Below are 24,166 nucleotides of genomic sequence, written 5' to 3' on the forward strand. Positions count from 1 at the left end.
CGATCAAGCCGCGTTACGCGTGCGTTGCGGCAGAAACTGGCCGCGGCCGCGCGGTTCCGCCGGAGCCAGATCGAAGACAGCCCGGTAAAGCCGCTCGAGCAAAGCCTTGCGGTCGCCCACCTGCTCCAGTTCGTCCCATCCCAGCACGTCGCCGACGCGCACATCGATCGATTTGCCGGACAGCCGACCGAATTCGTGGATGAGCAGCGAAGTACGCAGCGTCAGCGAAGCCCTGCCGACGAACTTCGCCACGCGCCCGTCACGCTCGGCCAGGTTCATGGGTCCGCTGACCAGGTGGAACAGCCGCCCGTTCTGGCCGGAAAAGTGCATTGGGACAACCGACGCCTTGGCATCCCTAACGAGACGGGCCGGAAACATCTTCCACGGCAGGTCGCGCGCCCGGCCAAAACCTTTCGGCGCGGTGGCGACGCCGCCCGCGGGGAAGACAACGATGATGACGCCGTCTTTCAGCAGCCGCACCGCCTCATGGCGCACCGCCATGTTGTTCCTGAGCGCGTCCTTGGTCTCGGAAAAGTCGATCGGCAGCGAATAGGGCCTCCATCTCGCGGATCTTGAGCAGATCCTTGTGGATCATGACACGGAACGGGCGCTGAAGCTGCTCGGCCAGCGACAGCACCGCAATGCCGTCGCCGATGCCGAACGGGTGGTTGGCGACGATCACCAGCGGCGTGTCAGGCAATTTTTCCGGCGGCCATTGGCCGGTGGTCCGCACCCTGACATCGATCAGCTCCAGCATGCGGCTGAACACGCGCTCGCCGCTCGGCGCCACATGGCGGCGCCAAAAGTCATAGAGCGCCGCGAAGCGATCGCGGCCGGACAGGCCTTCGATGGAGTGGATGAACCAGCGCGTCAATGCCGGCTGATGCGAGCTGGCATAGGAGAGCTCCGGAAACGGTCTTTCGCGCATCTTCAGCTTGAGCATGAGGCTCGTTACTAGGCTGGCGTGACAAGCGTATGAATTGGCGGGTATCTGAAAATGGCGGTGGATCGCTCCACCGCCATTTCGTCGACAATCCGGCTGAACTCAGGCCACTCGTTTGCGCCTGCGGTCGGGCGTCACCGCTTCTTCGGCAAGCATCGCCACCGCCTGGCCAAGGCCGAGCGACTCCTGGTCGCGCGAGCCGAGCCGACGGATGTTGACCGTCTCTTCCTCCGCCTCGCGCTTGCCGCAGACGAGGATGACCGGAACCTTGGCCAGGCTGTGCTCGCGGACCTTGTAGTTGATCTTCTCGTTGCGAAGATCGGCTTCCGCCAACAGTCCGGCCGCCTTCAGCTGCGCGACGACCTTTTGCGCGTAGTCGTCGGCATCGGAGGTGATAGTTGCAACCACCACTTGCAGCGGCGCGAACCACAGCGGGAAATGGCCGGAATAGTTCTCCATCAGGATGCCGAGGAAGCGCTCCATCGAACCGCAGATGGCGCGATGCACCATCACCGGCTGCTTTTTTTCCGAATCCGAGCCGATGTAGAAGGCGCCGAACCGTTCCGGCAGGTTGAAATCGACCTGCGTGGTCCCGCATTGCCAATCGCGGCCGATGGCGTCCTTCAGCACATATTCGAATTTTGGCCCGTAGAACGTGCCCTCGCCCGGATTGACGCCGGTCTTGATCCGGTTGCCCGACCGCGCTGCGATCTTGTCGAGCACGTCCTGCAGCACGCCCTCGGCATGATCCCACATAGCGTCGGTGCCGACCCGTTTTTCGGGACGCGTCGCCAGCTTGACGGTGATTTCGTCGAAGCCGAAATCGGCATAGGTCGACAGGATCAGGTCGTTGATCTTGATGCACTCGTCGGCGAGCTGTTCCTCGGTGCAGAAGATGTGGGCATCGTCCTGGGTAAAGCCGCGCACGCGCATCAGCCCATGCAGCGCGCCGGACGGCTCATAGCGATGCACATTGCCGAATTCCGCAAGTTTTACCGGCAGATCGCGGTAGGACTTCAGACCGTGCTTGAAGATCTGGACGTGGCCGGGGCAGTTCATCGGCTTCAGTGCAAACATCCGGTCGTCGTCGGTGTCGTCGCCGGCAACCGTCACCTTGAACATATTGTCCCGGTACCAGCCCCAGTGACCTGACGTCTCCCACAGGCTCTTGTCGAGCACTTGCGGCGCGTTGACTTCCTGATAGCCCTGCTCGTCGAGGCGGCGGCGCATGTAGTTGACCAGGTTCTGGAACAGCCTCCAGCCCTTGGCATGCCAAAAGACCACGCCCGGCCCCTCCTCCTGGAAATGGAACAGGTCCATCTCGCGGCCGAGCTTCCTGTGGTCGCGCTTTTCGGCTTCCTCCAGCATGGTCTGATAGGCATCGAGCTGCGCCTGATCGGCCCAGGCCGTGCCATAGATGCGGGTCAGCATCGGGTTGTTCGAATCGCCGCGCCAATAGGCGCCGGCCACCTTCATCAGCTTGAAGGCACTGCCGATCTGTCCGGTCGAGACCATATGCGGGCCGCGGCAGAGGTCGAACCAATCGCCCTGCGCATAGATCTTGAGGTCCTGATCTTCGGGAATGGCGTCGATCAGTTCCAGCTTGTAGCGCTCGCCCTTGTCGGCAAAGATCTTCTTCGCCTTCTCGCGCGACCAGACCTCTTTGGTGAACGGCTTGTTACGCGCGATGATCTCGCGCATCTTCTTCTCGATCACCGAGAAATCGTCGGGCGTGAACGGCTCGTTGCGGGCAAAATCATAGTAGAACCCGTTCTCGATCACCGGGCCGATGGTCACCTGCGTGCCCGGCCACAATTCCTGCACGGCTTCGGCCAGCACGTGCGCTGCGTCATGTCGGATGAGCTCCAGCGCGCGCGGGTCTTCACGGGTGATGATCTCGACCTTGCCGGACTTGCCGAGCGGGTCGGAAAGATCGCGCACCACGCCATCAATCGAGTAGGCGACCGCCTTCCTGGCCAGCGACTTCGAGATCGATTCCGCCAGGCCGGCGCCGGTCATCGCCGCTTCGTAGTCGCGGACGGAGCCATCGGGAAATGTCAGGGAAACGGAATTCAGCATAAAATTCTCCTATCCAGTCCCGCAAACGAGCGCGGGTGGTGAAATGCATGTCGCCCAAAAGTGTGCAGCGGTTTTTGGCCGACGACATGCATAAAGTAAAAAGCCGGATGCGTCCGGCGGCAGTCTTTTATGGGCAGATTTTCGTGCCGTAAAGGCGAATGGCCAATCACTTGCTCCTGTCGACGAGATTCGGCAGCTCTTTCAGGAACATCGTCCGCGCCTGAGGCCCCTTCGGCGTATCGGAACGTTTCGTATCGATTACCAGGCGGGCAAAGACGATGCTGCGCGCATCCTTGTTCGCCCAGCCGACAAACCAGCCAAGCGAGCGCCAGCCAAGCGGGCCCTTGTCGGCGCTTTCGCCAAGCCTGGTGGTCCCGGTCTTGCCCTGAACCGTCCAGCCACCTGACCGGAAGGTCGGCAAGATCGCTTTGGTCATCGCGTGGGCTTTGGCCGAAACCGGCAGTTCGCCGGCAAGCAGCCGGCGCATGAAATTCACCTGTTCGACCGGCGATATCTCAAGCGAAGAATTCACCCAGGACCGGGTGAGGCCATCATTCTTGCCGGCAGTGCCGGCAACATCGGTATTGCCGTAGTCGAATCTCGAGACGTAGCCGGCAAACCGCTCGCTGCCGAGCCGGCGGGTGATTTCCTGCGAAAACCACAGCACCGAGTCTTTTTCCCAGATCGTCGGGTCGACGGTTTTCTGGTCCCGCTTGACCGCCTCGAACTCGGGCTTGTAGTCCCACGCCGGCGTGTGCTCGTCGCTCAGGATTCCGGCGTCATAGCCGATCAGGGCCAAGGGGACCTTGAACGTCGAGGCGGGACTGAAGCGCTGGTCGCAGACCCCGTCCCGATACAGCGTTTCACCGCTTGCAGCATCCAGGATCAGCGTGCATTCGACCTCCCCCAGCGGCGCGGATTGAGCGCGGATCGGAAAACCAAAAAGCCAGGCCAGAAGATAGATAGCCAAGGCGAAAACGAATGGACGGCGGTCTATCTGGCGCATTGGCAGTCTCTCCTGATGGCTATCAGGAGCGGCTTAGCGAGGCGTCTTGTCTCGATTTTGTCTTAAATGCGCAACGTGCGGTTAACCCTAGCAAATCGTAAAGATCCTGCTCTATATGCAGAGCTTACGCCCCTCCGGCATCGGTTTCCGGATCACTGCGCTTTTTCCCCGATCCGCCAGTACCGCCAGGGTGTGAACCAGACATAGCGCTCGGCCAGCACCTCCGGCACCCGGTCGATGCCATGCGTTCCGCCCGGCCCGCAGCGCAGCACGCGGAAAAAACCCAGCCAGCCGCCGGCCCATAGCCCATGGCGGGCGATCGCTTCGTGCGCGTATTCGGAACAGGTCGGTAAATGCCGGCAGGAATTGCCGACAAAGCCGGACAGCGTCAGCTGGTAGAAGCGGACGAGTGAGGTGCCGAGGATTCGGCCGGGCGTCTTGCGCCAGGGACCTGGCCAGTTGCGCGTGTATCGCGGCCTCTGATGCGTGTGATCCGTGGCCATTTGACGGCTACGCCGCCTGTTCGGCGCGCTTCTTCTCGATCTGGCCGATCGCGTCGACCACCGCATCGAAGGTCAGCATGGTCGAGGTATGGCGCGCCTTGTAGTCGCGCACCGGCTCGAGATATCTGAGGTCGGCGAAGCGGCCTTGTGGCGGCGCGCCGTTTTCCTTCAGCATCTTCAGCATCGTCTCGCGAACGCTGCGCAACTCATCCGCGCTGGCGCCGACGACATGCTGCGCCATGATCGAGGACGACGCCTGGCCAAGCGCGCAGGCTTTGACGTCATGGGCGAAATCGGTGACGATGCCGTCATCCATCTTCAGATCGACGGTCACCGTCGAGCCGCACAGCTTGGAATGCGCGCGCGCGGTTGCATCGGGATGGTCGAGCCGGCCGATCCGCGCGATATTCCCGGCAAATCCCAGAATTTTCGCATTGTAGACGTCGTCGATCATATTTTTCCAATCCGTCGCCGCCGAGCGAACAGCGATTGCCGCAGACGGCCTTCCTTTCGCTCGCAACGATCATATATAATGCTGGTACTCGGGTATGGACAAGGCGACCAACGACCGCGTCCCTGCTCAATTCACTTCACGCCGCTTACGGGCTGGAAACAGGGCACGTTTCTAACACCCGAAAGGTCGTGGTCCGTTCAACTCGTTCCTCCTGAGAGGGGAACTACGGGAGACGCCTTTATGGATGCCGTCATCAAGAAATTCATGCCCCCTTCCGCCTATATGGAAAAGCCGGTCACCGATCGGCCGACCGAAGCCGAAGCCGAGGCCGCGGTTCGCACGCTGTTGCGCTGGACCGGCGACAATCCGGACCGGGAGGGCCTGGTCGATACGCCAAAGCGTGTGGTGAAGGCCTATCGCGAAATGTTCGGCGGCTACGACAAGTGCCCGGCCGAGGAACTCGGCCGCACCTTCGAGGAAGTCGCCGGCTATGACGACCTTGTCCTGGTCAAGGATATAACGTTCCATTCGCATTGCGAGCACCACATGGTGCCGGTCATCGGCAAGGCGCATGTCGGCTATCTGCCGGACGGCAAGGTCGTTGGCCTGTCGAAGATCGCCCGGGTCGTCGATATCTTCGCCCAGCGCCTGCAGACCCAGGAAGCGATGACCGCACAGATCGCCGGCGTCATCCAGGATGTGCTCAATCCGCGCGGCGTCGCCGTCATGCTCGAAGCCGAGCATATGTGCATGGCCATGCGCGGCATCCGCAAGGAAGGCTCGACGACGCTGACCTCGACCTTCACCGGCGTCTTCAAGGACACGCCCGAGGAACAGGTCCGTTTCGTCACCATGGTGCGCGGCGGCAGGGGCTGAACGAGCCTCGCCGGCCGCCAGCCATGATCGCGAGAAATGAGAACCGGTTCTCGGATCAGATCATGGCCAAACAACAAGACAGAGCCTCGCTCATGCCGATCCGATCGGACTGGGCGAGGCTCTGAACAAGGACCGGCGATGTCGGCAGTAGAATTTCCGAAAGCTCCATCAGACAAGAAAACACTGGAAGAAAGCACGGTCTTTTCGCCGCGCTTCGATGCCGGCGGCCTGGTCACCGTCGTCGTCACCGATGCCGAAGACGGCATGCTGCTGATGGTCGCGCATATGAACGCCGAGGCGCTGGCGCTGACGCTGGAAACGGGCATCGCCCACTACTGGTCGCGCTCGCGCAGCGCTCTGTGGAAGAAGGGCGAAACGTCCGGGAATGTCCAGAAAATCGTCGAGATGCTCACGGATTGTGACCAGGACGCAATATGGCTGCGCGTCAAAGTGATGGGCCACGACGCAACCTGCCACACCGGCCGGCGTTCCTGCTTTTATCGGACGGTGGGACTGATCGACGGCAAGGGAACGCTTGCCAGCGATGGCAGCAAGCCGCTGTTCGATACGCAAGAAACGTATCGAAAGCCTCATGAACCATCTATTTGAACCATTCGCCGAACTGCAATCACGTATATTCATGATTTCGATACGGCCTGCCGATAATTTAGCCGCGGGACAAGGGAGATTGTGATGCTCGAATGGGCGTCATTGCATAACAGACCAGACGTTCGGGAGGCCAATGGCCTGTCATCGTCCGCCGGTGCATCCGAAAAGAGCCCCGCCAGGAAAACAGGCATTTCGCTGGCGCTGGGCGGCGGCTGCGCGCGTGGCTGGGCCCATATCGGCGTGCTGCGCGCGCTCGACGAAGCAGGCATCGAAGTGTCGATGATCGCCGGCACCTCGATCGGCGCGCTGGTCGGCGGCTGCTACCTTGCCGGCAAGCTGGATGAGCTGGAAGAATTCGCCAGAAGCCTGACCAAGCGGCGCATTTTTGGTCTTCTCGATCTCAACCTGCGCGGCAGCGGACTGTTCGGCGGCATGAAGCTCGATGCACGGCTGCGCGAGCACATGGCCGGCATCCGTTTCGAGGATCTGCCAAAACCTTTCGTCTGCGTCACCACGGAGATCCGCACCGGCCATGAAATCTGGCTGTCGGGCGGCTCGCTGATCACCGCCATGCGCGCCTCCTACGCCCTGCCCGGCGTATTCGAACCGGTCAGCTGCAACGGTCGCGTGCTGGTCGACGGTGCGCTGGTCAATCCGGTCCCGGTCTCGGTCTGCCGCGCCTACGAGCAGCCGCTCGTGGTCGCGGTGAACCTTCACTACGATCTGTTCGGCCGCGCCGCCGTCATCAAGCACAGCGCGGGCGAACTGGTCGTCGAGAAGGACGCGCCAAGGCCCGGCCTGATCGACACAGGGCACCAGTACCAGACACGGCTCGGCATCACCGGGGTTATGGTCGAAGCCTTCAACATCATCCAGGATCGCATTTCGCGGGCGCGACTTGCCGGCGACCCGCCTGATATGTCGCTGCAGCCAAAGCTCAGCCACATCGGCCTGACCGAATTCCATCGCGCCGACGAGGCGATCCGCATCGGCTATCAGGTGACGATGGCGCAGATCGACGAGTTGGCCCGCCTGCAGGCGGTTCTCGCCTGAAGCGCGACCCCGAACTGAAGGTCCGCGCAGAAAACGGAAGCTATCCTCAGGCGCGCGCGGCATCGACGATGCGGAACTGCACCGTGCGGTTGCCGTTCCAGTGATTGCCCGACAGCGAACCGGCGACATGCACCGGCTTGCCCCTGTTCTTGAACAGGAATTCGCCGAGCGCCGTATCGACGGCGCGAAACGCGATCGCCTGGATGCGGCCGCCGCTTTCCGACTGCAACTCGGCGCGGATGTGATTGGTGCCGACCGGCCTCGCATCGGCAAGGCGATGGCGCGGCAGCGCGAAGACCGGTGCGACATGCCCGGCGCCGAACGGGCCGGCTCTCTCCAGCGCATCGAGCAGGCCAAGCGTGGCGCCCTCGGCGGCCAGCGCGCCGTCGATCGCCAGGCTTTCCTCGCTTTGCAGCCGAAACACCTCGGCCGCCGCTCGTTCCTCGAAGAAGGCCCTGAGCGCGCCAAGTTTCGCCCGCTCCACCGTGATGCCGGCCGCCATGCCATGGCCGCCGCCCTTGACGATCAGCCCGGCAATGGCCGCCTCGCGCACCAGCCGGCCAAGATCGAAGCCCGACACCGAACGGCCGGACCCGGTGCCGACACCATTGGCGTTGAAGGCGATGGCGAAAGCCGGCCGGCGCGCATGGTCCTTGAGCCGCGAGGCCAGCAGGCCGACGATGCCCGGATGCCAGTTGGAGCTGGCGGTGACGACGATGGCCGGGCCATTGCCGCCGGCAAGCTCGGCATCGGCCTCAACCCGTGCCGCGGCCAGCATTTCCAGTTCCATCTGCTGCCGCTCCTGATTGAGTCGGTCCAGCGTCTCGGCGATGGTACGGGCCTCGACGGGATCGTCGGTGGCGAGCAGGCGGCTGCCGAGTGCTGCGTCGCCGATGCGCCCACCGGCATTGATGCGCGGGCCGATCAGATAGGCCAGATGAAAGGTGCTGACCGGCTCGCCGATGCGCGAGACCCGCGCCAATGCCGCCAAGCCTTCGTTTCGCTGCTGGCGTGCGATCTGCAGTCCCTTGACCACGAAGGCGCGGTTGACGCCGGTCAGCGGCACCACGTCGCAAACGGTGGCCAGGGCAACGAGGTCGAGCAGACCGAGCAGGTCCGGCGGTGCGGCATCGGGCAACCGGCCGCGCAGGATCTTCGCCGTTTGCACCAGCGCCAGGAAGACGACGCCAGCGGCACAAAGATGGCCCTGCCCCGAAAGGTCGTCCTCTCGATTGGGATTAACGACCGCAACCGCTGCCGGCAGCGGACCGCCGAGCTGGTGATGATCGAGCACCACGACATCGGCGCCGGCAGCGTTCGCCGCGTCGACGGAGACGGCGCTGTTGGTGCCGCAATCGACGGTGACGATCAGCGTCGCGCCGCGCGAGACGAGTTCGCGCATCGCTTCCGGATTGGGGCCGTACCCTTCGAAGATACGGTCCGGTATGTAGATCTCCGCAGGCACCGAGAAATGCGTGAGGAACCGCTTGAGCAGCGCCGACGAGGCCCCGCCATCGACATCGTAGTCGCCGAAGATCGCCACCTTTTCCCTGGCAACGACTGCCCCGGCGATGCGGGCGGCGGCCTTTTCCATGTCGGTCAGCGACGCCGGGTCCGGCAAAAGGTCGCGGATGGTCGGATCAAGGAACCGCTCGGTCTGCTCGGCGGCAACACCGCGCCCGGCAAGCACGCGCGCAACGATGTCCGGCACGCCATAGCCTTGCGCTATGGCAAGCGCGGTCATGTCCTGCCGCTCGGTCAACCGGTGCTCCCAGGAAACACCTGATGCCGACTGCCTGACATCGAGGAAGATACGGTTTTCGCCCGTCATGCGACGCGCCGTCTGCGGATTGTCATTTCTCACAATATGCGACGGCAAACCCGAGTCGGGAATCAAAACTTTTCCAGATCCTGGTGCCTGGCCTTGATCTCGCGCACGGTGCGCGACGACGAGCGCAGCACGATCGTATGCGTGGTGATAAAATTGCGGCCGAACTTGACGCCGGCCAGCATGTTGCCGTCGGTCACGCCGGTTGCCGCGAACAGCACGTCGCCGCGCGCCATGTCTTGCGCGCGGTAGACCCGCTTCGGGTCGAGGATGCCCATCTTCGCCGCGCGCGCCAGCTTTTGCGGCCTGTCGAGGATCAGCCTTCCCTGCATCTGGCCGCCGGTGCAACGCAACGCTGCCGCCGCCAGCACACCCTCCGGCGCGCCGCCGGTGCCGAGATAGATGTCGATGCCGGTTTCGTCCGGATCGGTGGTATGGATGACGCCGGCGACGTCACCATCGCCGATCAGCCGGATCGCAGCGCCCGTGGCGCGCACCGCCTCGATCAGCGCGCCATGGCGCGGCCGGTCGAGGATGCAGGCGGTGATCTCCGACACCGCCACGCCCTTGGCCCTGGCCAGGCTGGCGATGTTTTCGGCCGGCGCGGCATCGATGTCGATGACGCCGTCCGCATAACCCGGGCCAATGGCGATCTTGTCCATATAGACGTCGGGCGCGAACAGAAGGCTGCCCTTTTCCGCAATGGCGATGACCGCCAGTGCGTTGGGCAGGTTCTTGGCGCAGATCGTCGTGCCTTCGAGCGGATCGAGCGCAATATCGACCGCCGGGCCTTTGCCGGAACCGACCTCTTCGCCGATATAGAGCATCGGCGCCTCGTCGCGCTCGCCTTCGCCGATCACCACCGTGCCGTTGATGGCGAGACGGTTGAGCTCTTCGCGCATCGCGTCGACCGCGACCTGGTCGGCGGCCTTTTCGTCGCCGCGTCCGCGCAATCTGGCTGCCGCAACGGCGGCGCGTTCGGTGACACGCACCAGTTCCATTGTGAGTATCCGGTCAAGACCGGCGACGATGTTCTGGGCAACGTTCATCGGTGGACAATCCTCGTCGGCACATTGCCTCCCGCCAGAGGCGCGCCGGTTGTGTCAAAGCTCCATGACAACAGCAAGACCTCTGCGGGTCTTTTTTGAAAACACAACGAGATCAATCGATTGAAGGAGAAAAGCGATACGCCTATTCCGCCCGCTCGATGCGGATGACCTGCGGCTTGTCGGTCAGATGGTCGTCCCTGGTGATGCCGTCGACGGCCTTGCGGACCGCCGCTTCCGTCGTCTCGTGGGTGACGAGAATCACTGTCTTCTGCAAGGCGGTATCCGGCCCGGCGGCGTGCTGCACGATCGATTCCAGCGAAATCTCGTTGTCGGCCATGCGCTTGGCGATGGCGGCAAAGACCCCGATGCGGTCATGCACGGTCAGCCGGATGAAATAGCCGCCCGCATGGCTGCGCATCTGCGCCTTCTTGTACGGCCGCAATTCCTTCGCCGGCAGGCCGAACACCGGACCGTGCTGGAAGCCGGGCCGGCTCTTGGCGATGTCGGCAATGTCGCCGACCACCGCCGATGCGGTGGCGTTGCCGCCGGCACCGGGACCGGAGAGCAAAAGCTCGCCAAGGATATCGGTTTCGATGGCCACCGCATTGGTGACGCCGTGCACCTGCGCGATGACCGAGGCCGTCGGCACCATGGTCGGGTGCACGCGCTGTTCGATACCGCTTTCCGTGCGCTGGGCGACGCCGAGCAGCTTTATCCGGTAGCCGAGATCGCCGGCCGCGCGGATGTCGGCCTGGCTGATGTTGGAAATGCCTTCCATATAGATGTCGTTGGCGGCAATCCTCGTGCCGAAGGCAAGGCTGGTCAGGATCGACAGCTTGTGCGCGGTATCGTGGCCCTCGATGTCGAAGGTCGGGTCGGCCTCGGCATAGCCCAGCCGCTGCGCATCTTTCAGGCAGTCGTCGAACGACAGGCCCTCGGCTTCCATGCGGGTCAGGATGTAGTTGCAGGTGCCGTTGAGGATGCCGAAGACGCGGGTCACCGAATTGCCGGCCATCGCCTCGCGCATCGTCTTGATGACCGGAATGCCGCCCGCCACCGCCGCCTCGTAATTGAGCAGCACGCCCTTCTTCTCGGCGGTCTCGGCCAGCGCCACGCCATGTTTGGCGAGCAGCGCCTTGTTGGCTGTGACGACGTGGCGGCCGGCTTCAAGCGCCGCTTTCACCGATGAATGCGACGGCCCTTCGTCGCCGCCGATCAGTTCGACGAAAACATCGATCTCGGCGGTCTGCGCCATTCTTACCGGATCGTCGAACCACTTGGCCGCGCCGAGATCGACGCCGCGGTCGCGTTTGGGATCGCGGGCCGAAACGGCCGACACGACGACCTCGCGGCCGCATTGCCGAGTCAGTTCCGCCGCCTTGTCGCGCAGCACGCGCGCCACCGAAGCGCCGACAGTGCCGAGACCGGCGATTCCAACGCGCAACGCTTCAGCCATGTCCGGCGACGCCCCTCAAGAATTTGGTCGATGTGATCTGTGGCAACTCAACGATGCGCGGCGAGCGGCACCACATTGTTGGGCTGTTTGGCGCTGGACGCCAGGAAGCGCTTGATGTTGCGCGCCGCCTGCCGGATCCGGTGCTCGTTCTCGACCAGCGCGATGCGCACATGATCGTCGCCATGCTCGCCGAAGCCGACGCCCGGCGCCACCGCCACGTCGGCGTGCTCGATCAGAAGCTTGGAGAATTCGAGCGAGCCGAGATGCTTGAACGGCTCCGGGATCGGCGCCCAGGCGAACATCGACGCCGCCGGCGCCGGGACGACCCAGCCGGCGCGGCTGAAGGCGTCGACCATGACGTCGCGGCGCTTGTGGTAGATGTCGCGCACTTCCGCGATATCGGCGCCGTCGCCGTTGAGCGCGTGCGCGGCAGCCACCTGGATCGGCGTGAAGGCGCCGTAGTCGAGATAGGATTTCACCCGCGTCAGCGCCGAGATCAGCCGCTCGTTGCCGACGGCAAAACCCATGCGCCAGCCGGGCATCGAAAAGGTCTTCGACATCGAGGTGAACTCGACCGCCACGTCGATCGCGCCCGGCACCTGCAGCACCGAGGGCGGCGGATTGCCGTCGAAATAGATTTCCGAATAGGCAAGGTCAGACAGGATGATGATGTCGTTCTTCTTGGCGAAGGCCACCACCTCCTTGTAGAAATCGAGCGAGGCGACCTGCGCCGTCGGGTTCGACGGATAATTGAGGATCAACGCCAGCGGCTTCGGGATCGAATGGCGGATGCCGCGCTCCAGCGCCGGAATGAAGCCGTCGTCCGGTTCCACCTGCAACGAGCGGATGACGCCGCCAGACATGATGAAGCCGAAAGCGTGAATCGGATAGGTCGGATTTGGGCACAGGATCACGTCGCCGGGCGCGGTGATCGCCTGCGCCATATTGGCGAAGCCCTCCTTCGAGCCCAGCGTCGCCACCACTTGCGTGTCCGGGTCGAGTTTCACGCCGAAACGGCGGGCATAGTAATTGGCCTGGGCGCGGCGCAGGCCCGGAATGCCGCGCGACGATGAATAGCGGTGCGTGCGCGGGTCGCGCACGACCTCGCACAATTTGTCGACGATGGCCTTGGGCGTCGGCAGGTCCGGATTGCCCATGCCAAGGTCGATGATGTCGGCGCCGCGCGAGCGGGCACTGGCCTTCAGCCGGTTGACCTGCTCGAAGACGTAGGGCGGAAGCCGGCGGACCTTGTGAAATTCTTCCATGTCGTTTCCAGTGGTGGGTTCAATTCCAGACGGTCAAAGTGGTTTTTGGCAAAGGTGCCCGTCGGTGGTGCTTGTCGGTCGCGCGATATAATCCTATTTGCAGGTAGGGTCGAGGGCGGGATCGCATTTGGCTTCGATCTGCTTCAGCGCATCGGCGCCATGCTGCTTCGCCAATGTGTTCAGCGCCGCCGGGTTCGCGACCTTGACCGCGCCGCCCTTTGAGCCCTGCGCCTGTGCCTCCGCCTTCAACTGGGCGAGCTTGGCGTTCTTTTCCGCCTCGGTGAATTGCTCCGCCGCCGCCTGCGGCGGGATATTCAGGTTCGGATAGGTGCCGGTGTTCTTCGGCCCGTCGGTAGCCGCGACAGGCGTGGCGCCCTCGATATTGGTGCTCGAACAGCCGGCGATCGCCAAAATGACGACCGCCGCGCCCATGTGGCAAAAACGACCAGTGCCAGAAAAAACAGTCTTGCCAGTACCAGTCGTCATATTGTTTCCCGGGCAGCCAAGATAGAGCGCGTTGGACCCTGTTGGATGTGCCATGATACTATGTCAAGAAAACGCTTCGGGAGGAACCCCGCGAACCATGTCCAAAACACCCGATTCGGGCAAAGCGGAAGATGACCGGCCTTCGACCGTCGAGCAATATCTGGTCAAGGATCCGGAGCGCTTCGCCTTGAACATGGCGCGCATGATCGAGCAGGCCGGCAAGGCGGCTTCCGCATGGGCCGAGCCGCGCGAGAAAGGCGACGTGCGCGATCATGTCGCCGAGCCGGTCGTCGATATGGTGAAAACCTTCTCCAAGCTCAGCGAATACTGGCTTTCCGATCCGCAGCGCGCGCTGGAGGCGCAAACGCGGCTGTTTTCCGGCTACATGACCGTCTGGGCCAACTCCATCCAGCGCCTCAGCGACGGCGGCGAAGACGCCGAAGGCGCGTTCAAGCCCGAGCCCGGCGACAAGCGTTTCCAGGACCCGGAATGGGGCCGCAATGCCTTTTTCGATTTCCTCAAACAGGCCTATCTCGTCACCTCGCGCTGGGCGAACGACCTGGTCGAGCACGCCGATGGCCTGGACGAGCACACCCGCCACAAGGCTGGTTTTTACGTCAAGCAGGTGTCCAACGCCATCTCGCCGTCGAATTTCATCCTGACCAACCCGGAACTGTTTCGCGAGACCATCGCTTCGAATGGCGAAAACTTGGTGCGCGGCATGAAGATGCTGGCCGAGGACATCGCCGCCGGCAAGGGCGACCTGAAACTGAGGCAGGCCGACTATTCGTCCTTCGAGATCGGCAAGAACCTGGCCACGACACCCGGCAAGGTGGTGGGCCGCAGCGACGTCGCCGAGATCCTGCAATATGATCCGGCGACCGAGACCGTGCTCAAGCGGCCGCTGCTGATCTGCCCGCCATGGATCAACAAATTCTACATTCTCGATCTCAACCCGCAAAAATCCTTCATCCGCTGGGCGGTCGAGCAGGGCCACACCGTCTTCGTCATCTCCTGGATCAACCCGGACGAGCGGCACGGCACCAAGAGCTGGGAGGCCTATATCAGAGAGGGCCTGCAATACGGCCTGGACACGATCGAAAAGGCCACCGGCGAACAGGACGTCAACGCCGTCGGCTATTGCGTCGGCGGCACGTTGCTGGCAGCCGCCCTGGCGCTTTTGGCGCAGGAGGGCGACCACCGAATCAAATCGGCCACCTTCTTCACCACGCAGGTCGATTTCACCCATGCCGGCGACCTGAAAGTGTTCGTCGACGAGGAGCAGGTCGCGGCCGTCGAAAAGGCGATGAACGAGAAAGGCTATCTCGACGGCACCAAGATGGCGACCGCCTTCAACATGCTGCGCTCGGGCGACCTGATCTGGCCCTATGTCGTCAACAACTACATGCGCGGCAAGGATCCCCTGCCCTTCGACCTGCTCTACTGGAACGCCGATTCGACCCGCATGGCCGCAGCCAACCACTCCTTCTACCTGCGCAATTGCTATCTCGAGAACAGACTTTCGCAAGGCGAGATGGAACTGGCGGGCCACGTCGTATCGCTGAAGGATGTCACCATCCCGGTCTACAACCTCGCCTCCAAGGAAGACCATATCGCGCCGGCGCTTTCGGTGTTCCTCGGTTCGAAATATTTCGGGGGCGAGGTCGACTACGTCCTGGCCGGCTCCGGCCACATCGCCGGCGTCGTCAATCCGCCGGCGGCGCAGAAATATCACTTCTGGACCGGCGGCAAGCCAACCGGCGACTTCAACGAGTGGCTCGCCAAGGCCACCAACCATCCCGGCTCCTGGTGGTCGCACTGGCAACGCTGGATCGAGGCCAGGGACGACACCCGCGTGCCGGCCCGCAAACCCGGCAAGCACATGAAAACCCTGGGCGATGCGCCGGGCACCTATGTCAAGGTGCGTGTGTAACCTTCTGTAATGTGTGGTGAGTTGACGCGCCGGTAAAAGAGGGCGAAATGGTGTCGTCAACCCTTAAGCACTCCCGATTCTTCTCTAGCCGTCGAATTACTCTGGGGCTTGCGGATTTGACACAGGTCTCGTTTCCGTTCGGGGACAAGGGTTTATTGCGGCGAGACGTTTCGGTGCCGCCAATGAAGTACCGACCGGACATCGAGGGGGAATTTTGTTTTGAAATCAGCAGGATCGCGCCTCGCGAAGGGAGAAAGCCGCGCCATTGCGGCCGCGCTTTTCTCCGTGCTCCTGGCGTCCTGCACCTCGGCCGGCGACCCGTCGCTGTCCGTCGGCATGCCTGGCTACAATGCCTCCGCTACGGACACGGCCGCCGGCACCCAACAGGTCACCACCGATTCATCGTCGCAGATGACGACTTCACAAATGACGATGACCGCCAAGGGCGACGCAAGCCTTCCCGAGCAGGTCGCTTCTGTGCCGGCGGCCAAGCCAGGGGCGCAGGCCCTCCAGGGAGGCGCCAAATCGGATGCCGGCTTCCCCGTCGCGGCTACAGCGGGCGCAGAGACGGCTGCGGGCCAAACGCCGCAGCCACAGGCGGCGCAGACGGTTGAACAGGCCGACGCTGCTACGCAGAAGACTGAAACCGCCGATGCCGGCACGGCCACGCCGAAGTCGCCGAAATCAAAGGCCGAGGCCGCCGCGCCGGCGATGAACAACCCGGTCTATGTGACCGCCGCAGAGCCACAGGCCTATGCGCCGAGGAAAAAGGGGTTTTTCGCCTCTTTGTTCAGCGCCACGCCCGCCTCGGCAGCCCCGCAGGCCAACAACAGGTCGGGCGAGCAACCGTCGGCGGCGCAGCCCAAGGCCGCGCAGCCCAAGGCGGTGGCAAAACCCACCATCACCCTGGCCTCGGCCAAACCGGCTGAAAAGCCGGTGCAACTGGCTTCGCTCGGCGATACCAGCCGTTTCACCGAGGACGCGCTGCCTGGCGTGCGCAAGACCGCGCTTTTCGAGATCAAGCGCAAATCCGGCCTCGACGACGACAGCGACGTCGACCTGAACGAGGATGACGCCTATCAGGTGGCATACGCTCCCGGACTTGCCCGGCTGGCGCCCAACGGTCTTTTGAAGCAGACCGAGAATGTCGACGTTGCCTGCCTGAAACCTTCGCTGGTCCGCGTGCTGAAGACGATCGAGGGCCACTACGGCAAGAAGATGATCGTCACCTCCGGCTATCGTGACCCGGCCCGCAACCGCCGCGCCAACGGCGCCAAGAATTCGCTGCACATGTATTGCGCCGCCGCCGATATCCAGGTTCCAGGCGTCTCGAAAGCGCAATTGGCAAGCTACATCCGCAGCATGCCCGGGCGCGGCGGCGTCGGCACCTACTGCCATACCGAATCCGTTCACATCGACGTCGGTCCCGAGCGCGACTGGAACTGGCGCTGCCGTCGGCGGCGGTAACGGCCGGTTCTCCTCTCGTCTATGCAACGCCCGCAGTGCTGTCTCAGCACGGCGCGCGATGCTGCGTCGAACCGGGGGAAATCGCCGAAAATGCGCGGTTTTGCGGTCACCGAAAAAAGTTGTCGCAGGTAGCGGCAGACGGGTTGCCGGTTTGGTGCAACGCAACTATAAGCGCTCACATCTGAGCGCGCCCATCGTCTAGCGGTCAGGACACCGCCCTTTCACGGCGGTAACAGGGGTTCGATTCCCCTTGGGCGTACCAGATAAAGTCAAGCTGGCTGCTTCCCCCATCCTGCCACGTCGAATCCAGGTCGAACAACTGTAGTGAACGCTGGCGGACTTCCCGCTATTTCCATTCATACCTGTCGGTCGGCTCAAGGCTGGATTGAAACGTTTGGCGAAGGGCCGCCAGAGCCGCCGTTTTCCCATTCAGGTAGGCATCGAAGAACGACACTGCTGCGTCTTGTACAACGCGCGTGTAGCGGGTCTCCTCCTCGGGACCGTGGGCGTGTGGTCCGTGCTTCAGGCCGGAAAACGCATTGTGGCCAGCACCGTCGAGAACGAGCAGATATTGATGAGGGATGGTCAGCGCTTCGTAAGGAAGGGTCCGCTGTATCGGATCGAATTCCTTGTTGCCGGGCACCGCATTGCCATCTTTCGTGCCCGTGATGTGAAACAGCGGGATACTGATATCGCGGTAAAGGGCGGCCAAGTCGCCGCCCTGGATGGGTATGTTCGGGCTCATGACCAGGCCAGCGCGAATTCCTGGCTCCTTGAACGACCACTGCCCGCCCGGACCCATTCTCTGCCCTGCGGCAACCATCGTCGAGACGCCTCCATAAGAGTGTCCGGCCATGCCGATGCGTGTCAAATCCAGGCGGCCGGCGAGCCGCCCCTCGCCGTTCATGCGCGCAAGCTCGCGCAGGGCAAAGGGCACGTCCTGAAATCGCGCGCGCGCCGCATTGGCGTCCCACATGGCTTCACGAAGAAGGCGGTAGACTTCCGCAAGAGAGTTTGCGTGTTGCCAGATCGAGCTGTCCGTCCCGGTATGCTGCAGGTGCACCGCCACGTAACCGCTTTCCGCCAGGCGCCGCCCGAGGTAAGGCATCGCCTCGCGCGATCCTCCAATGCCATGCGACACAAGGATCACCGGGTAAGCGCCAGAGAGGGGAGCCGGGGCATAAAGCCGGTATGGCACCGAACGGCTGCGCGATTCGCCGCGAAAGGCGCCATCAATGGCAGTATATCCCGAAGGTGAATCGTCCACGGTTTCGTTCATCCGCCAGTCTCACAAGAGTGTATGCTCGAGAGCCTCTCTTGTTCGGCCGGTTCCTTGACCCGCTGGGCCGAAAGCATTAAGGCAATTACAGGTGGAAGCCACATCCAAGACAATCTATTACCCGCTAGGTCCGTGCTATGGTGGTGTTTGAAACAAGCGCTCACTATTACCGCTTCTTTGCCAACGAGTCTCGTCGTGGCGGCTCTCCCCTCTATGAAAAGCTGTCGCTCGGGATTGCGGACAATGTCGCGCTGCAGCGCCTGGCGGCAGGGCGCAGGAAGGGTCAGCCGGCGGCGAACCTGGTCTTCGGCGCGGTACAGTATCTCCTGCTTGGCGGCGTCGATCATCCTCTTAGGGAATATTATCCGAGTCTGGGCGGAACGCGGCCGGCCGACGATCGCGCATTCGAACTTTTCGCCGCTTTTTGCGGTGCCCACGAAGCCGAACTCGTCGACATTATCGCGAAGCGCGCCACCAACACCAACGAGGCTGGCCGCAGCGCGCTGCTGCTGCCCGCATTCGATCTGGTTGCGCGCGAAGCCGCCGCTCCGCTTGGCCTCATAGAGATCGGATCCAGCGCCGGCCTCAACCTGAACTTCGACAGCTATGGATATCGGTATACGGACGGGGCAGGCGCTCCGAAGCTGGAGCGGTGGACCGATGCGGATTTCGTCCTTTCCTGCATCCTTGAAGGGCCTGGCGTGCCTGTATTGGGGACGTTCCCGCCCCCCGTTTTATCGAGGGTCGGCCTCGAACTTTATCCGACCGATGTTCGGGATGAAAATGAACGCCGGTGGCTCAAGGCGCTTGTCTGGCCCGAGCGCATTGACCGGCTCACAAAACTGGATGGCGCCTTGAAGGTCGCCGCCGCGCATCCGCCCCGGATCAAAGGCGGCGACGCCGTGTTGAACCTGAGCTCTGCGCTGGCGGAGATTCCGCCTTATCAAGCCCGCTGCGTGTATCACACGATAATGGGCTATCAGCTTTCCGGCGATCAACACCGACGCATAAACGATATCCTGTTGGAGGCGAGCAAGACGGCGCCGGTCTGGCGCGTAACCGTCGAAGGCGAGGTCGCACACCCCAACCCCACTGAGACGTTCAATCCTCTCAAGGTCAGCAGATACTTCAATGGCGAGCGCAGGGTCAAAACGCTCGCGATCTGCGATCCGCATGGGCTATCGATGGAGTGGAAAGGTTAGCAGGTCGACGGTTTACGCGGCCATTCCTGTCCTTGACCAGATGCAAAACGCGATGCGCTTTACTCTAAGGTGTCCACATCATCGGCGATGGACAAACGGTCGCGCGGCAGGGGCACACGCAACTGGTTGCGATTGGACAAGGCCTTGGCAAAGTCCGGTTTGAGCGTCAGCGCCTCGTCAAAGCTGGCGAGTGCTTCATCAATGCGCCCCAACGCCCGCAACGTCACCCCCCGATTGTTCATTGCCTGCACGAAATCGGGTTTCACCCCGATGGCTTTTTCGTAGCACGCGAGAGCCTCGTCATACCGTTTCAGGCCGCGCAAGGCATGCCCCCTGTTGTTGTACGCAGCTGCGGCTTTCGGATTGATCTCGGTGGCGCGAGCCAGGTAGGTGTCCGCTGCCTGATACCGACCGGCCTGAAGACATAGAACGCCCAACAGATAATTAGCGTCGTAATGCCGGGGATTTGCTGCCAATACCTGCAGATAAATCCTCTGGGCATCCAAAAATTGCTTGCTCCGATGGCATTGCAGCGCACGCGCAAATTGCTCCTCAATACGCCTAGCCGCCACAAGCTCGTCCAGAAGCCGGCGCGCCTCCAGATTGCTCGGTTCAGTTTCGAGCACCTGCCTGCAACCGCGCTCGGCCAGATGGAACTTCCCCTCCTGACGCAGCTTTCGCACCGACGAAATCACCGAGGGAAGGCTTCTTCGATCCAGCCTGTTTCCGCGGCTGTTGGTGGAGTCGATCCGGACACCCTCTACAAGCCGCTCCTTCGATCCGAAACTGTACTTGTAAGAAAAATCTCCAGTGCCAAGGTCGTAGGTCCTGAGGCCGTTTTGAATTGCCCAACGGATGCTGTAGGCGTGAAGCAACAAGCCCGGTGGAGGCTTCCGAATTGCGAGATTGCGGCTGACAAGGAAACAGACGAGTGAACGCTTCGACCTGTCGATAAACGTAATGTGTATTCCTAATGGAGTATCGCCTTTCCACAATACGGGCGCGAACAGCACACCCGCCTTGTGGCACTCAAGTAACATATGGCGGCAGTTGGCAATAACACCCTGAGCATAGACGCGGCTTTTGGCCTCCCACTGCGCAAGCCAAAGTTGATAGAAAACCTCCAGGTCGCTTTGGATTGTCTCGAAGTCCGCCAAACTTATCCGGTATTCTCCGCTATTTTCGACCTGACGAAGAAAATGACGGACGTCACGACGGGTTTTCGGGCCAAGGTTGCCATCCAGGAATTCGTCCCAATCGGCTGGCAAATCGACATACATGTAGATGTCATGATTTATGTTTTCGCCTGTTCGGGTTGTATGGCGACGTCGTTCAATCTTTTCTTTCACAAAATCATTGTCGGAAAAGCTTCCAAGCAGCATTTGACGGCGCCTGGCCGATATCGAAATGTCGTCGCAGTGTAACGTTGCCCAATTCAGCGCCTGCAGGCGATCGGCGAACGACGAAATGACTTGCTCTTCGAATTCGGGAACGCAGATGAAGCCCGTATAGGTGGCGAAATACGAGCCGGCCATCCTTATGCTGCTATAAAACCCCGTCTGCTCATCAAGCCCGGTGACGAGTTGCAAAGGGAAGAAGGCGACATACTCGTTCGACCCGGGAGATCGCGCAGCCAAAATCACCCAATTTGGGCGTCGCAGCCAATTCGACATCCATGGCCACGACAGGAAGAAGTTCGCCTCCGGATCGGAGTCATATACCCGGTCCCAATTCTCTCTCAGCGGCTGCAACGCTTCGAATTTGTCGACCATATCGATTTGCATGCGCTGACCATCACTGAAGTGCCCTATCGAGCGTTGCGGCTATCTTTGCCGCTTTCTCTGACGCCTGAGACTGTGCGTCAAAACATGTCCCACCAGTTCTTCATACTTGATCCCATGCAGGGCGGCCGAACGATAGACCGCCGAGGCCGGCGCCATGTTGCAGGCGATGTTCACTTCGATGAAAACGGTCCGCCGCGTGTCGGGATCATAACGGAAGTCGAAGCGGGCATAATCGAATGGCGACATCTCGGCCACCATTCGTGCGGTTGCCTCCGAAACCTCTTCAGCTCCCGGTCCGTCGTAAGGAGCGGACTTGTAGGAACTGTTGAGCCCTCGCTTTGCTTCATTGGTCAGAACATTGTCGCCAGGGCGGCCGCGCTCCTCGAAGACCGCCAATGAACCCGGGGGGAAGCCCTCGACAATTGGAACCGTCAGATTGAGGCCCGGCACAAACTCTTCTGCAATGAATTCACGGCCGCCGTGACGCGGATCCGAGATGGTTGTCAGCGCATCCCGCCAATCCGCTTCGTTCTCGACCTTTACAATTGCGTCGGAAGCGATACCCCCTCGCGGCTTGACAATCCACGAACCGGGCAGGCTGAACTTGTCATTGCTGACCTCACCGGGCTGCATGATCCTGTGCTTGGCGACATCGAGCCCCAGCGAAGCAGCCAGTTGCTTGGCCAATACCTTGTCTTCCGAGACCGCCCGACTTGACGCCGATGCGCCGAGACACGGGACGCCACGATAGGCCGCGATTGCCGGCGCCAGGAGCTCGTGACCATCGAATATCGCATGCGAATGAATGGCATAGAGGAAATCAAAGTCGAGAGGCCCGAACAGCACCTCGTGCTCGCTCGCCGGCGTGACCCTGAAACCCAGCCCGCGCAGCGTTTCGAGCATGATGGCATGGTAGACGACGTGGTAGCCGTACTTGGCCCTGCGCTCCGGGCTGGAGTCGAGGGCATGACGCGCCAAAAACAGCACATGGGTTTGCGCCAGCTCTTCCGGCGATGGGGTCAACAGGTATTCCAACGTCGGCATTTATGAGCCTGATGTGTTCAAAACGCTTTTCCATGCTTGCATCATGGCTTGAGCCGGTCAAGCAGAACCATGGGCAATATTTTGGGTGGCGTTGAAGGTCGAAATGGTACAGATCCAGACTGGGTTGCTGGCCGCACTGCCCGGGTGAAGAAACGCAGGAGCAGTTCGGGGCTCCCGGCTGTCCTTTGACGGGAGTCAAAGCCCCAGCTCGAATGTAGAAGCCTGCTTGCTTCCGAGAAAATTCCCCAAGGCCTGGATAGCGTCTATCGTATGCTGAGCATTGTCTATGCGAGCCCACCTATTTTTCTCTGCATTGGTCCTGATGGCTCCTCGGTACGCATAAAAAGGAAGAGAAGATTCATCCAGTTTTTCTCTATACTGCAAAGATGCGATGTTTTTCAACGAGAGCATAATAGCGTCAAGGTATCGCCCTGCCCTCACCTCATCCCCTGTCCGCTGCGCCATCTCGAATGCATAAGCCAGCCCCTCGGTATAAACTCCGTCCGAGGACGCGTGCGGAAGGCCGTACTGAGGGGTTTCTGGATTGAAGAATCGTCCAATCCTGTACGACCGGTCCTGAAGTTCAAGCAATTTGTCGTTCAGAGTAAACACCGCCTCGGCGAATTTATCGGCTTTCGTCAACTCATATAGATCCCGATAAGCGATGGTGTGCCAAGGCACGTATGCCGGGTAATAATTATCTGCGATATTGCGGACATATTCATCTAAATAGAATTCTGCACTGCGCGCCGCTTCGTCAAAATAACGGGTTAATCCAGTTCGGAAATAATATTCCAGCAAAGCTACCAGTGCTTCCCCTGAGTAAAATGTTAAGAGATATTTTGCGTCGAAGGAATAATTCGGCTCCTTTAGCCAAGGGCGAAAAGACCCGTCTGCATTCTGGAGCGCAAGGATGCCCTCCGCGGCTGCCCTGGCCTTTGACTGGAACTGTCCAAAATGAGGGCTTGCCGCGAATGTGCGAAGCAGCATCGCATTCGCCCCGAGTTTTGACTTGCCATCATATTCAATATAACCAATGCCACGCTCTTCCCTATACCATGTATTCATGATGAACGATAAATTGCGGCGATGAACAGGGCGAAGCGAGAGATTTCCTACGCTCATTTCCGCCAACGTGCGCGATGACATAAGCTGTCTCAGTTCATTGTTTTTTTCGGATTTCTCGCCCGTATACGGATTAATACTGTAGGTAAACAGGCCCTTTTTTCCAATATTACGGATTATCCAGGCTTCCGCCAAGTCTCGGATCCTTGCCATCTCCTCCGGCAGCGACACGTCCGTCCGTCGTTCGGGAGACCGTTCGGCGCGATGAAAGCTCGTCTTCGGCATGAGGCGTTTGGAGGTTTGAACCCGGTGGGCGGACATGGTTTCGCCGAGATTGATCGAGATTTGGGCTGCTCTTCAACCGTCGACTGTAATGGCAGGGTCTATGCGGTGGCAACGGCCTCGGCTGTAGGGCCGGGCTCCAAATGAGCGTAGAGAGCCGTGAAGATCCTGGTTTGTCGCTGCAATTGAAGGGCCGGTCTGCGACGAAGCCCGGCGCGGAGGAGTGAAGATAGCTTCGCGGCCGATAGTCACCCTCGCGCCGGCCCTCCAGTTCAGTATCCCAAACGGAAGGTGAGCGCCTTTAGACGCTCACCTTCGCGATTATCGAGCGAACATCTGGTGGGGTCGTTAGCCGCCGCTGCCGCCGCCACCGCCGCTGCCGCCGCTACCACCGCCGCCGCCGCCGCCACTGCCGCCACTGCCGCCGCTGCCGCCACTGCCGCCGCTGCCGCCACTGCCGCCGCTGCCGCCACTGCCGCCGCTGCCGCCACAGCCGCCGCTGA

20 protein-coding genes, 1 tRNA gene and 1 pseudogene are annotated in these 24,166 nt (G+C 61.5%); 7 read left to right on the forward strand and 15 right to left on the reverse strand.

Annotated elements, in window-relative coordinates; all coding sequences use genetic code 11:
* Positions 1 to 3: 3 nt before the first annotated feature.
* From AC0L3H_RS09250 to AC0L3H_RS09270, 5 genes and pseudogenes are all read right to left on the reverse strand, one after another.
* A pseudogene (locus AC0L3H_RS09250) lies at positions 4 to 943 on the reverse strand (lysophospholipid acyltransferase family protein).
* Positions 944 to 1,045: 102 nt separating this feature from the next.
* A complete protein-coding gene (gene thrS / locus AC0L3H_RS09255; RefSeq protein WP_473585247.1) occupies positions 1,046 to 3,022 on the reverse strand; it encodes a threonine--tRNA ligase in 1,977 nt (658 codons plus the stop codon).
* Between the two features lie 166 nt (positions 3,023 to 3,188).
* Complete coding sequence (gene blaOXA, locus AC0L3H_RS09260) at positions 3,189 to 4,028, reverse strand: class D beta-lactamase (RefSeq protein WP_473585248.1); 840 nt, start codon at positions 4,026 to 4,028, stop codon at positions 3,189 to 3,191.
* 152 nt (positions 4,029 to 4,180) lie between these two features.
* On the reverse strand, positions 4,181 to 4,531 hold the full coding sequence (gene yidD, locus AC0L3H_RS09265) for a membrane protein insertion efficiency factor YidD (protein ID WP_473585249.1): 351 nt from the start codon (positions 4,529 to 4,531) through the stop codon (positions 4,181 to 4,183).
* Positions 4,532 to 4,538: 7 nt separating this feature from the next.
* Complete coding sequence (locus AC0L3H_RS09270) at positions 4,539 to 4,985, reverse strand: iron-sulfur cluster assembly scaffold protein (RefSeq protein ID WP_473585250.1); 447 nt, start codon at positions 4,983 to 4,985, stop codon at positions 4,539 to 4,541.
* Positions 4,986 to 5,225: 240 nt separating this feature from the next.
* On the opposite strand from AC0L3H_RS09270, the gene folE reads away from it, so the two are divergent.
* The 3 genes from folE (at position 5,226) to AC0L3H_RS09285 (ending at position 7,523) form a co-directional block, all read left to right on the forward strand.
* On the forward strand, positions 5,226 to 5,861 hold the full coding sequence (gene folE / locus AC0L3H_RS09275) for a GTP cyclohydrolase I FolE (protein WP_287062877.1): 636 nt from the start codon (positions 5,226 to 5,228) through the stop codon (positions 5,859 to 5,861).
* A gap of 138 nt (positions 5,862 to 5,999) precedes the next feature.
* A complete protein-coding gene (gene hisI, locus AC0L3H_RS09280) occupies positions 6,000 to 6,470 on the forward strand; it encodes a phosphoribosyl-AMP cyclohydrolase (protein ID WP_128170794.1) in 471 nt (156 codons plus the stop codon).
* Positions 6,471 to 6,554: 84 nt separating this feature from the next.
* Positions 6,555 to 7,523, forward strand: a complete 969-nt coding sequence (locus tag AC0L3H_RS09285; protein ID WP_023801041.1) for a patatin family protein — start codon at positions 6,555 to 6,557, stop codon at positions 7,521 to 7,523.
* Positions 7,524 to 7,569: 46 nt separating this feature from the next.
* On the opposite strand, the gene recJ is transcribed toward AC0L3H_RS09285, so the two are convergent.
* From recJ to AC0L3H_RS09310, 5 genes are all read right to left on the reverse strand, one after another.
* Positions 7,570 to 9,354: a single-stranded-DNA-specific exonuclease RecJ gene (gene recJ, locus AC0L3H_RS09290; RefSeq protein ID WP_473585251.1), complete on the reverse strand. Its 1,785-nt coding sequence runs from the start codon at positions 9,352 to 9,354 to the stop codon at positions 7,570 to 7,572.
* Between the two features lie 62 nt (positions 9,355 to 9,416).
* Positions 9,417 to 10,400, reverse strand: a complete 984-nt coding sequence (glpX, locus tag AC0L3H_RS09295; RefSeq protein ID WP_473585252.1) for a class II fructose-bisphosphatase — start codon at positions 10,398 to 10,400, stop codon at positions 9,417 to 9,419.
* Positions 10,401 to 10,542: 142 nt separating this feature from the next.
* Complete coding sequence (locus tag AC0L3H_RS09300) at positions 10,543 to 11,856, reverse strand: homoserine dehydrogenase (protein WP_473490334.1); 1,314 nt, start codon at positions 11,854 to 11,856, stop codon at positions 10,543 to 10,545.
* Between the two features lie 47 nt (positions 11,857 to 11,903).
* Positions 11,904 to 13,121 (reverse strand): LL-diaminopimelate aminotransferase, encoded by a 1,218-nt coding sequence (locus AC0L3H_RS09305; RefSeq protein WP_077383891.1) that lies wholly within the window; start codon positions 13,119 to 13,121, stop codon positions 11,904 to 11,906.
* Positions 13,122 to 13,214: 93 nt separating this feature from the next.
* Positions 13,215 to 13,607, reverse strand: a complete 393-nt coding sequence (locus AC0L3H_RS09310) for a hypothetical protein (protein WP_473585253.1) — start codon at positions 13,605 to 13,607, stop codon at positions 13,215 to 13,217.
* A gap of 97 nt (positions 13,608 to 13,704) precedes the next feature.
* Here AC0L3H_RS09310 and phaC point away from each other — a divergent pair, with 97 nt between their 5' ends.
* The 3 genes from phaC to AC0L3H_RS09325 all read left to right on the forward strand — a co-directional run bounded on the left by phaC (position 13,705) and on the right by AC0L3H_RS09325 (position 17,269).
* Positions 13,705 to 15,540 (forward strand): class I poly(R)-hydroxyalkanoic acid synthase, encoded by a 1,836-nt coding sequence (gene phaC, locus AC0L3H_RS09315; RefSeq protein WP_473490336.1) that lies wholly within the window; start codon positions 13,705 to 13,707, stop codon positions 15,538 to 15,540.
* A gap of 336 nt (positions 15,541 to 15,876) precedes the next feature.
* Positions 15,877 to 17,007, forward strand: a complete 1,131-nt coding sequence (locus AC0L3H_RS09320) for a YcbK family protein (protein WP_473585269.1) — start codon at positions 15,877 to 15,879, stop codon at positions 17,005 to 17,007.
* Between the two features lie 187 nt (positions 17,008 to 17,194).
* Positions 17,195 to 17,269 (forward strand) — tRNA-Glu (locus AC0L3H_RS09325).
* A gap of 84 nt (positions 17,270 to 17,353) precedes the next feature.
* Here the strand turns inward: AC0L3H_RS09325 and AC0L3H_RS09330 are convergent.
* Entirely contained in the window at positions 17,354 to 18,286 is a 933-nt protein-coding gene (locus tag AC0L3H_RS09330) for an alpha/beta hydrolase family protein (RefSeq protein WP_473585254.1), read from the reverse strand.
* A gap of 137 nt (positions 18,287 to 18,423) precedes the next feature.
* Between AC0L3H_RS09330 and AC0L3H_RS09335 the strand changes: the two genes are divergently transcribed.
* The gene (locus tag AC0L3H_RS09335) at positions 18,424 to 19,488 is read left to right on the forward strand and encodes a DUF2332 domain-containing protein (RefSeq protein ID WP_473585255.1); all 1,065 of its coding nucleotides are present in this window, start codon (positions 18,424 to 18,426) and stop codon (positions 19,486 to 19,488) included.
* Positions 19,489 to 19,547: 59 nt separating this feature from the next.
* Here AC0L3H_RS09335 and AC0L3H_RS09340 read toward each other — a convergent pair whose 3' ends face one another.
* The 4 genes from AC0L3H_RS09340 to AC0L3H_RS09355 all read right to left on the reverse strand — a co-directional run.
* On the reverse strand, positions 19,548 to 21,260 hold the full coding sequence (locus AC0L3H_RS09340; RefSeq protein WP_473585256.1) for a GNAT family N-acetyltransferase: 1,713 nt from the start codon (positions 21,258 to 21,260) through the stop codon (positions 19,548 to 19,550).
* Positions 21,261 to 21,311: 51 nt separating this feature from the next.
* Entirely contained in the window at positions 21,312 to 22,316 is a 1,005-nt protein-coding gene (locus tag AC0L3H_RS09345; RefSeq protein WP_027156252.1) for a D-alanine--D-alanine ligase family protein, read from the reverse strand.
* Positions 22,317 to 22,511: 195 nt separating this feature from the next.
* Entirely contained in the window at positions 22,512 to 23,576 is a 1,065-nt protein-coding gene (locus tag AC0L3H_RS09350) for a glycoside hydrolase family 88 protein (protein WP_473585257.1), read from the reverse strand.
* Between the two features lie 359 nt (positions 23,577 to 23,935).
* The coding region (locus tag AC0L3H_RS09355; RefSeq protein ID WP_473585258.1) for a hypothetical protein at positions 23,936 to 24,166 on the reverse strand (231 nt) is incomplete at its 5' end.

Source organism: Mesorhizobium sp. WSM4816, assembly GCF_055811535.1.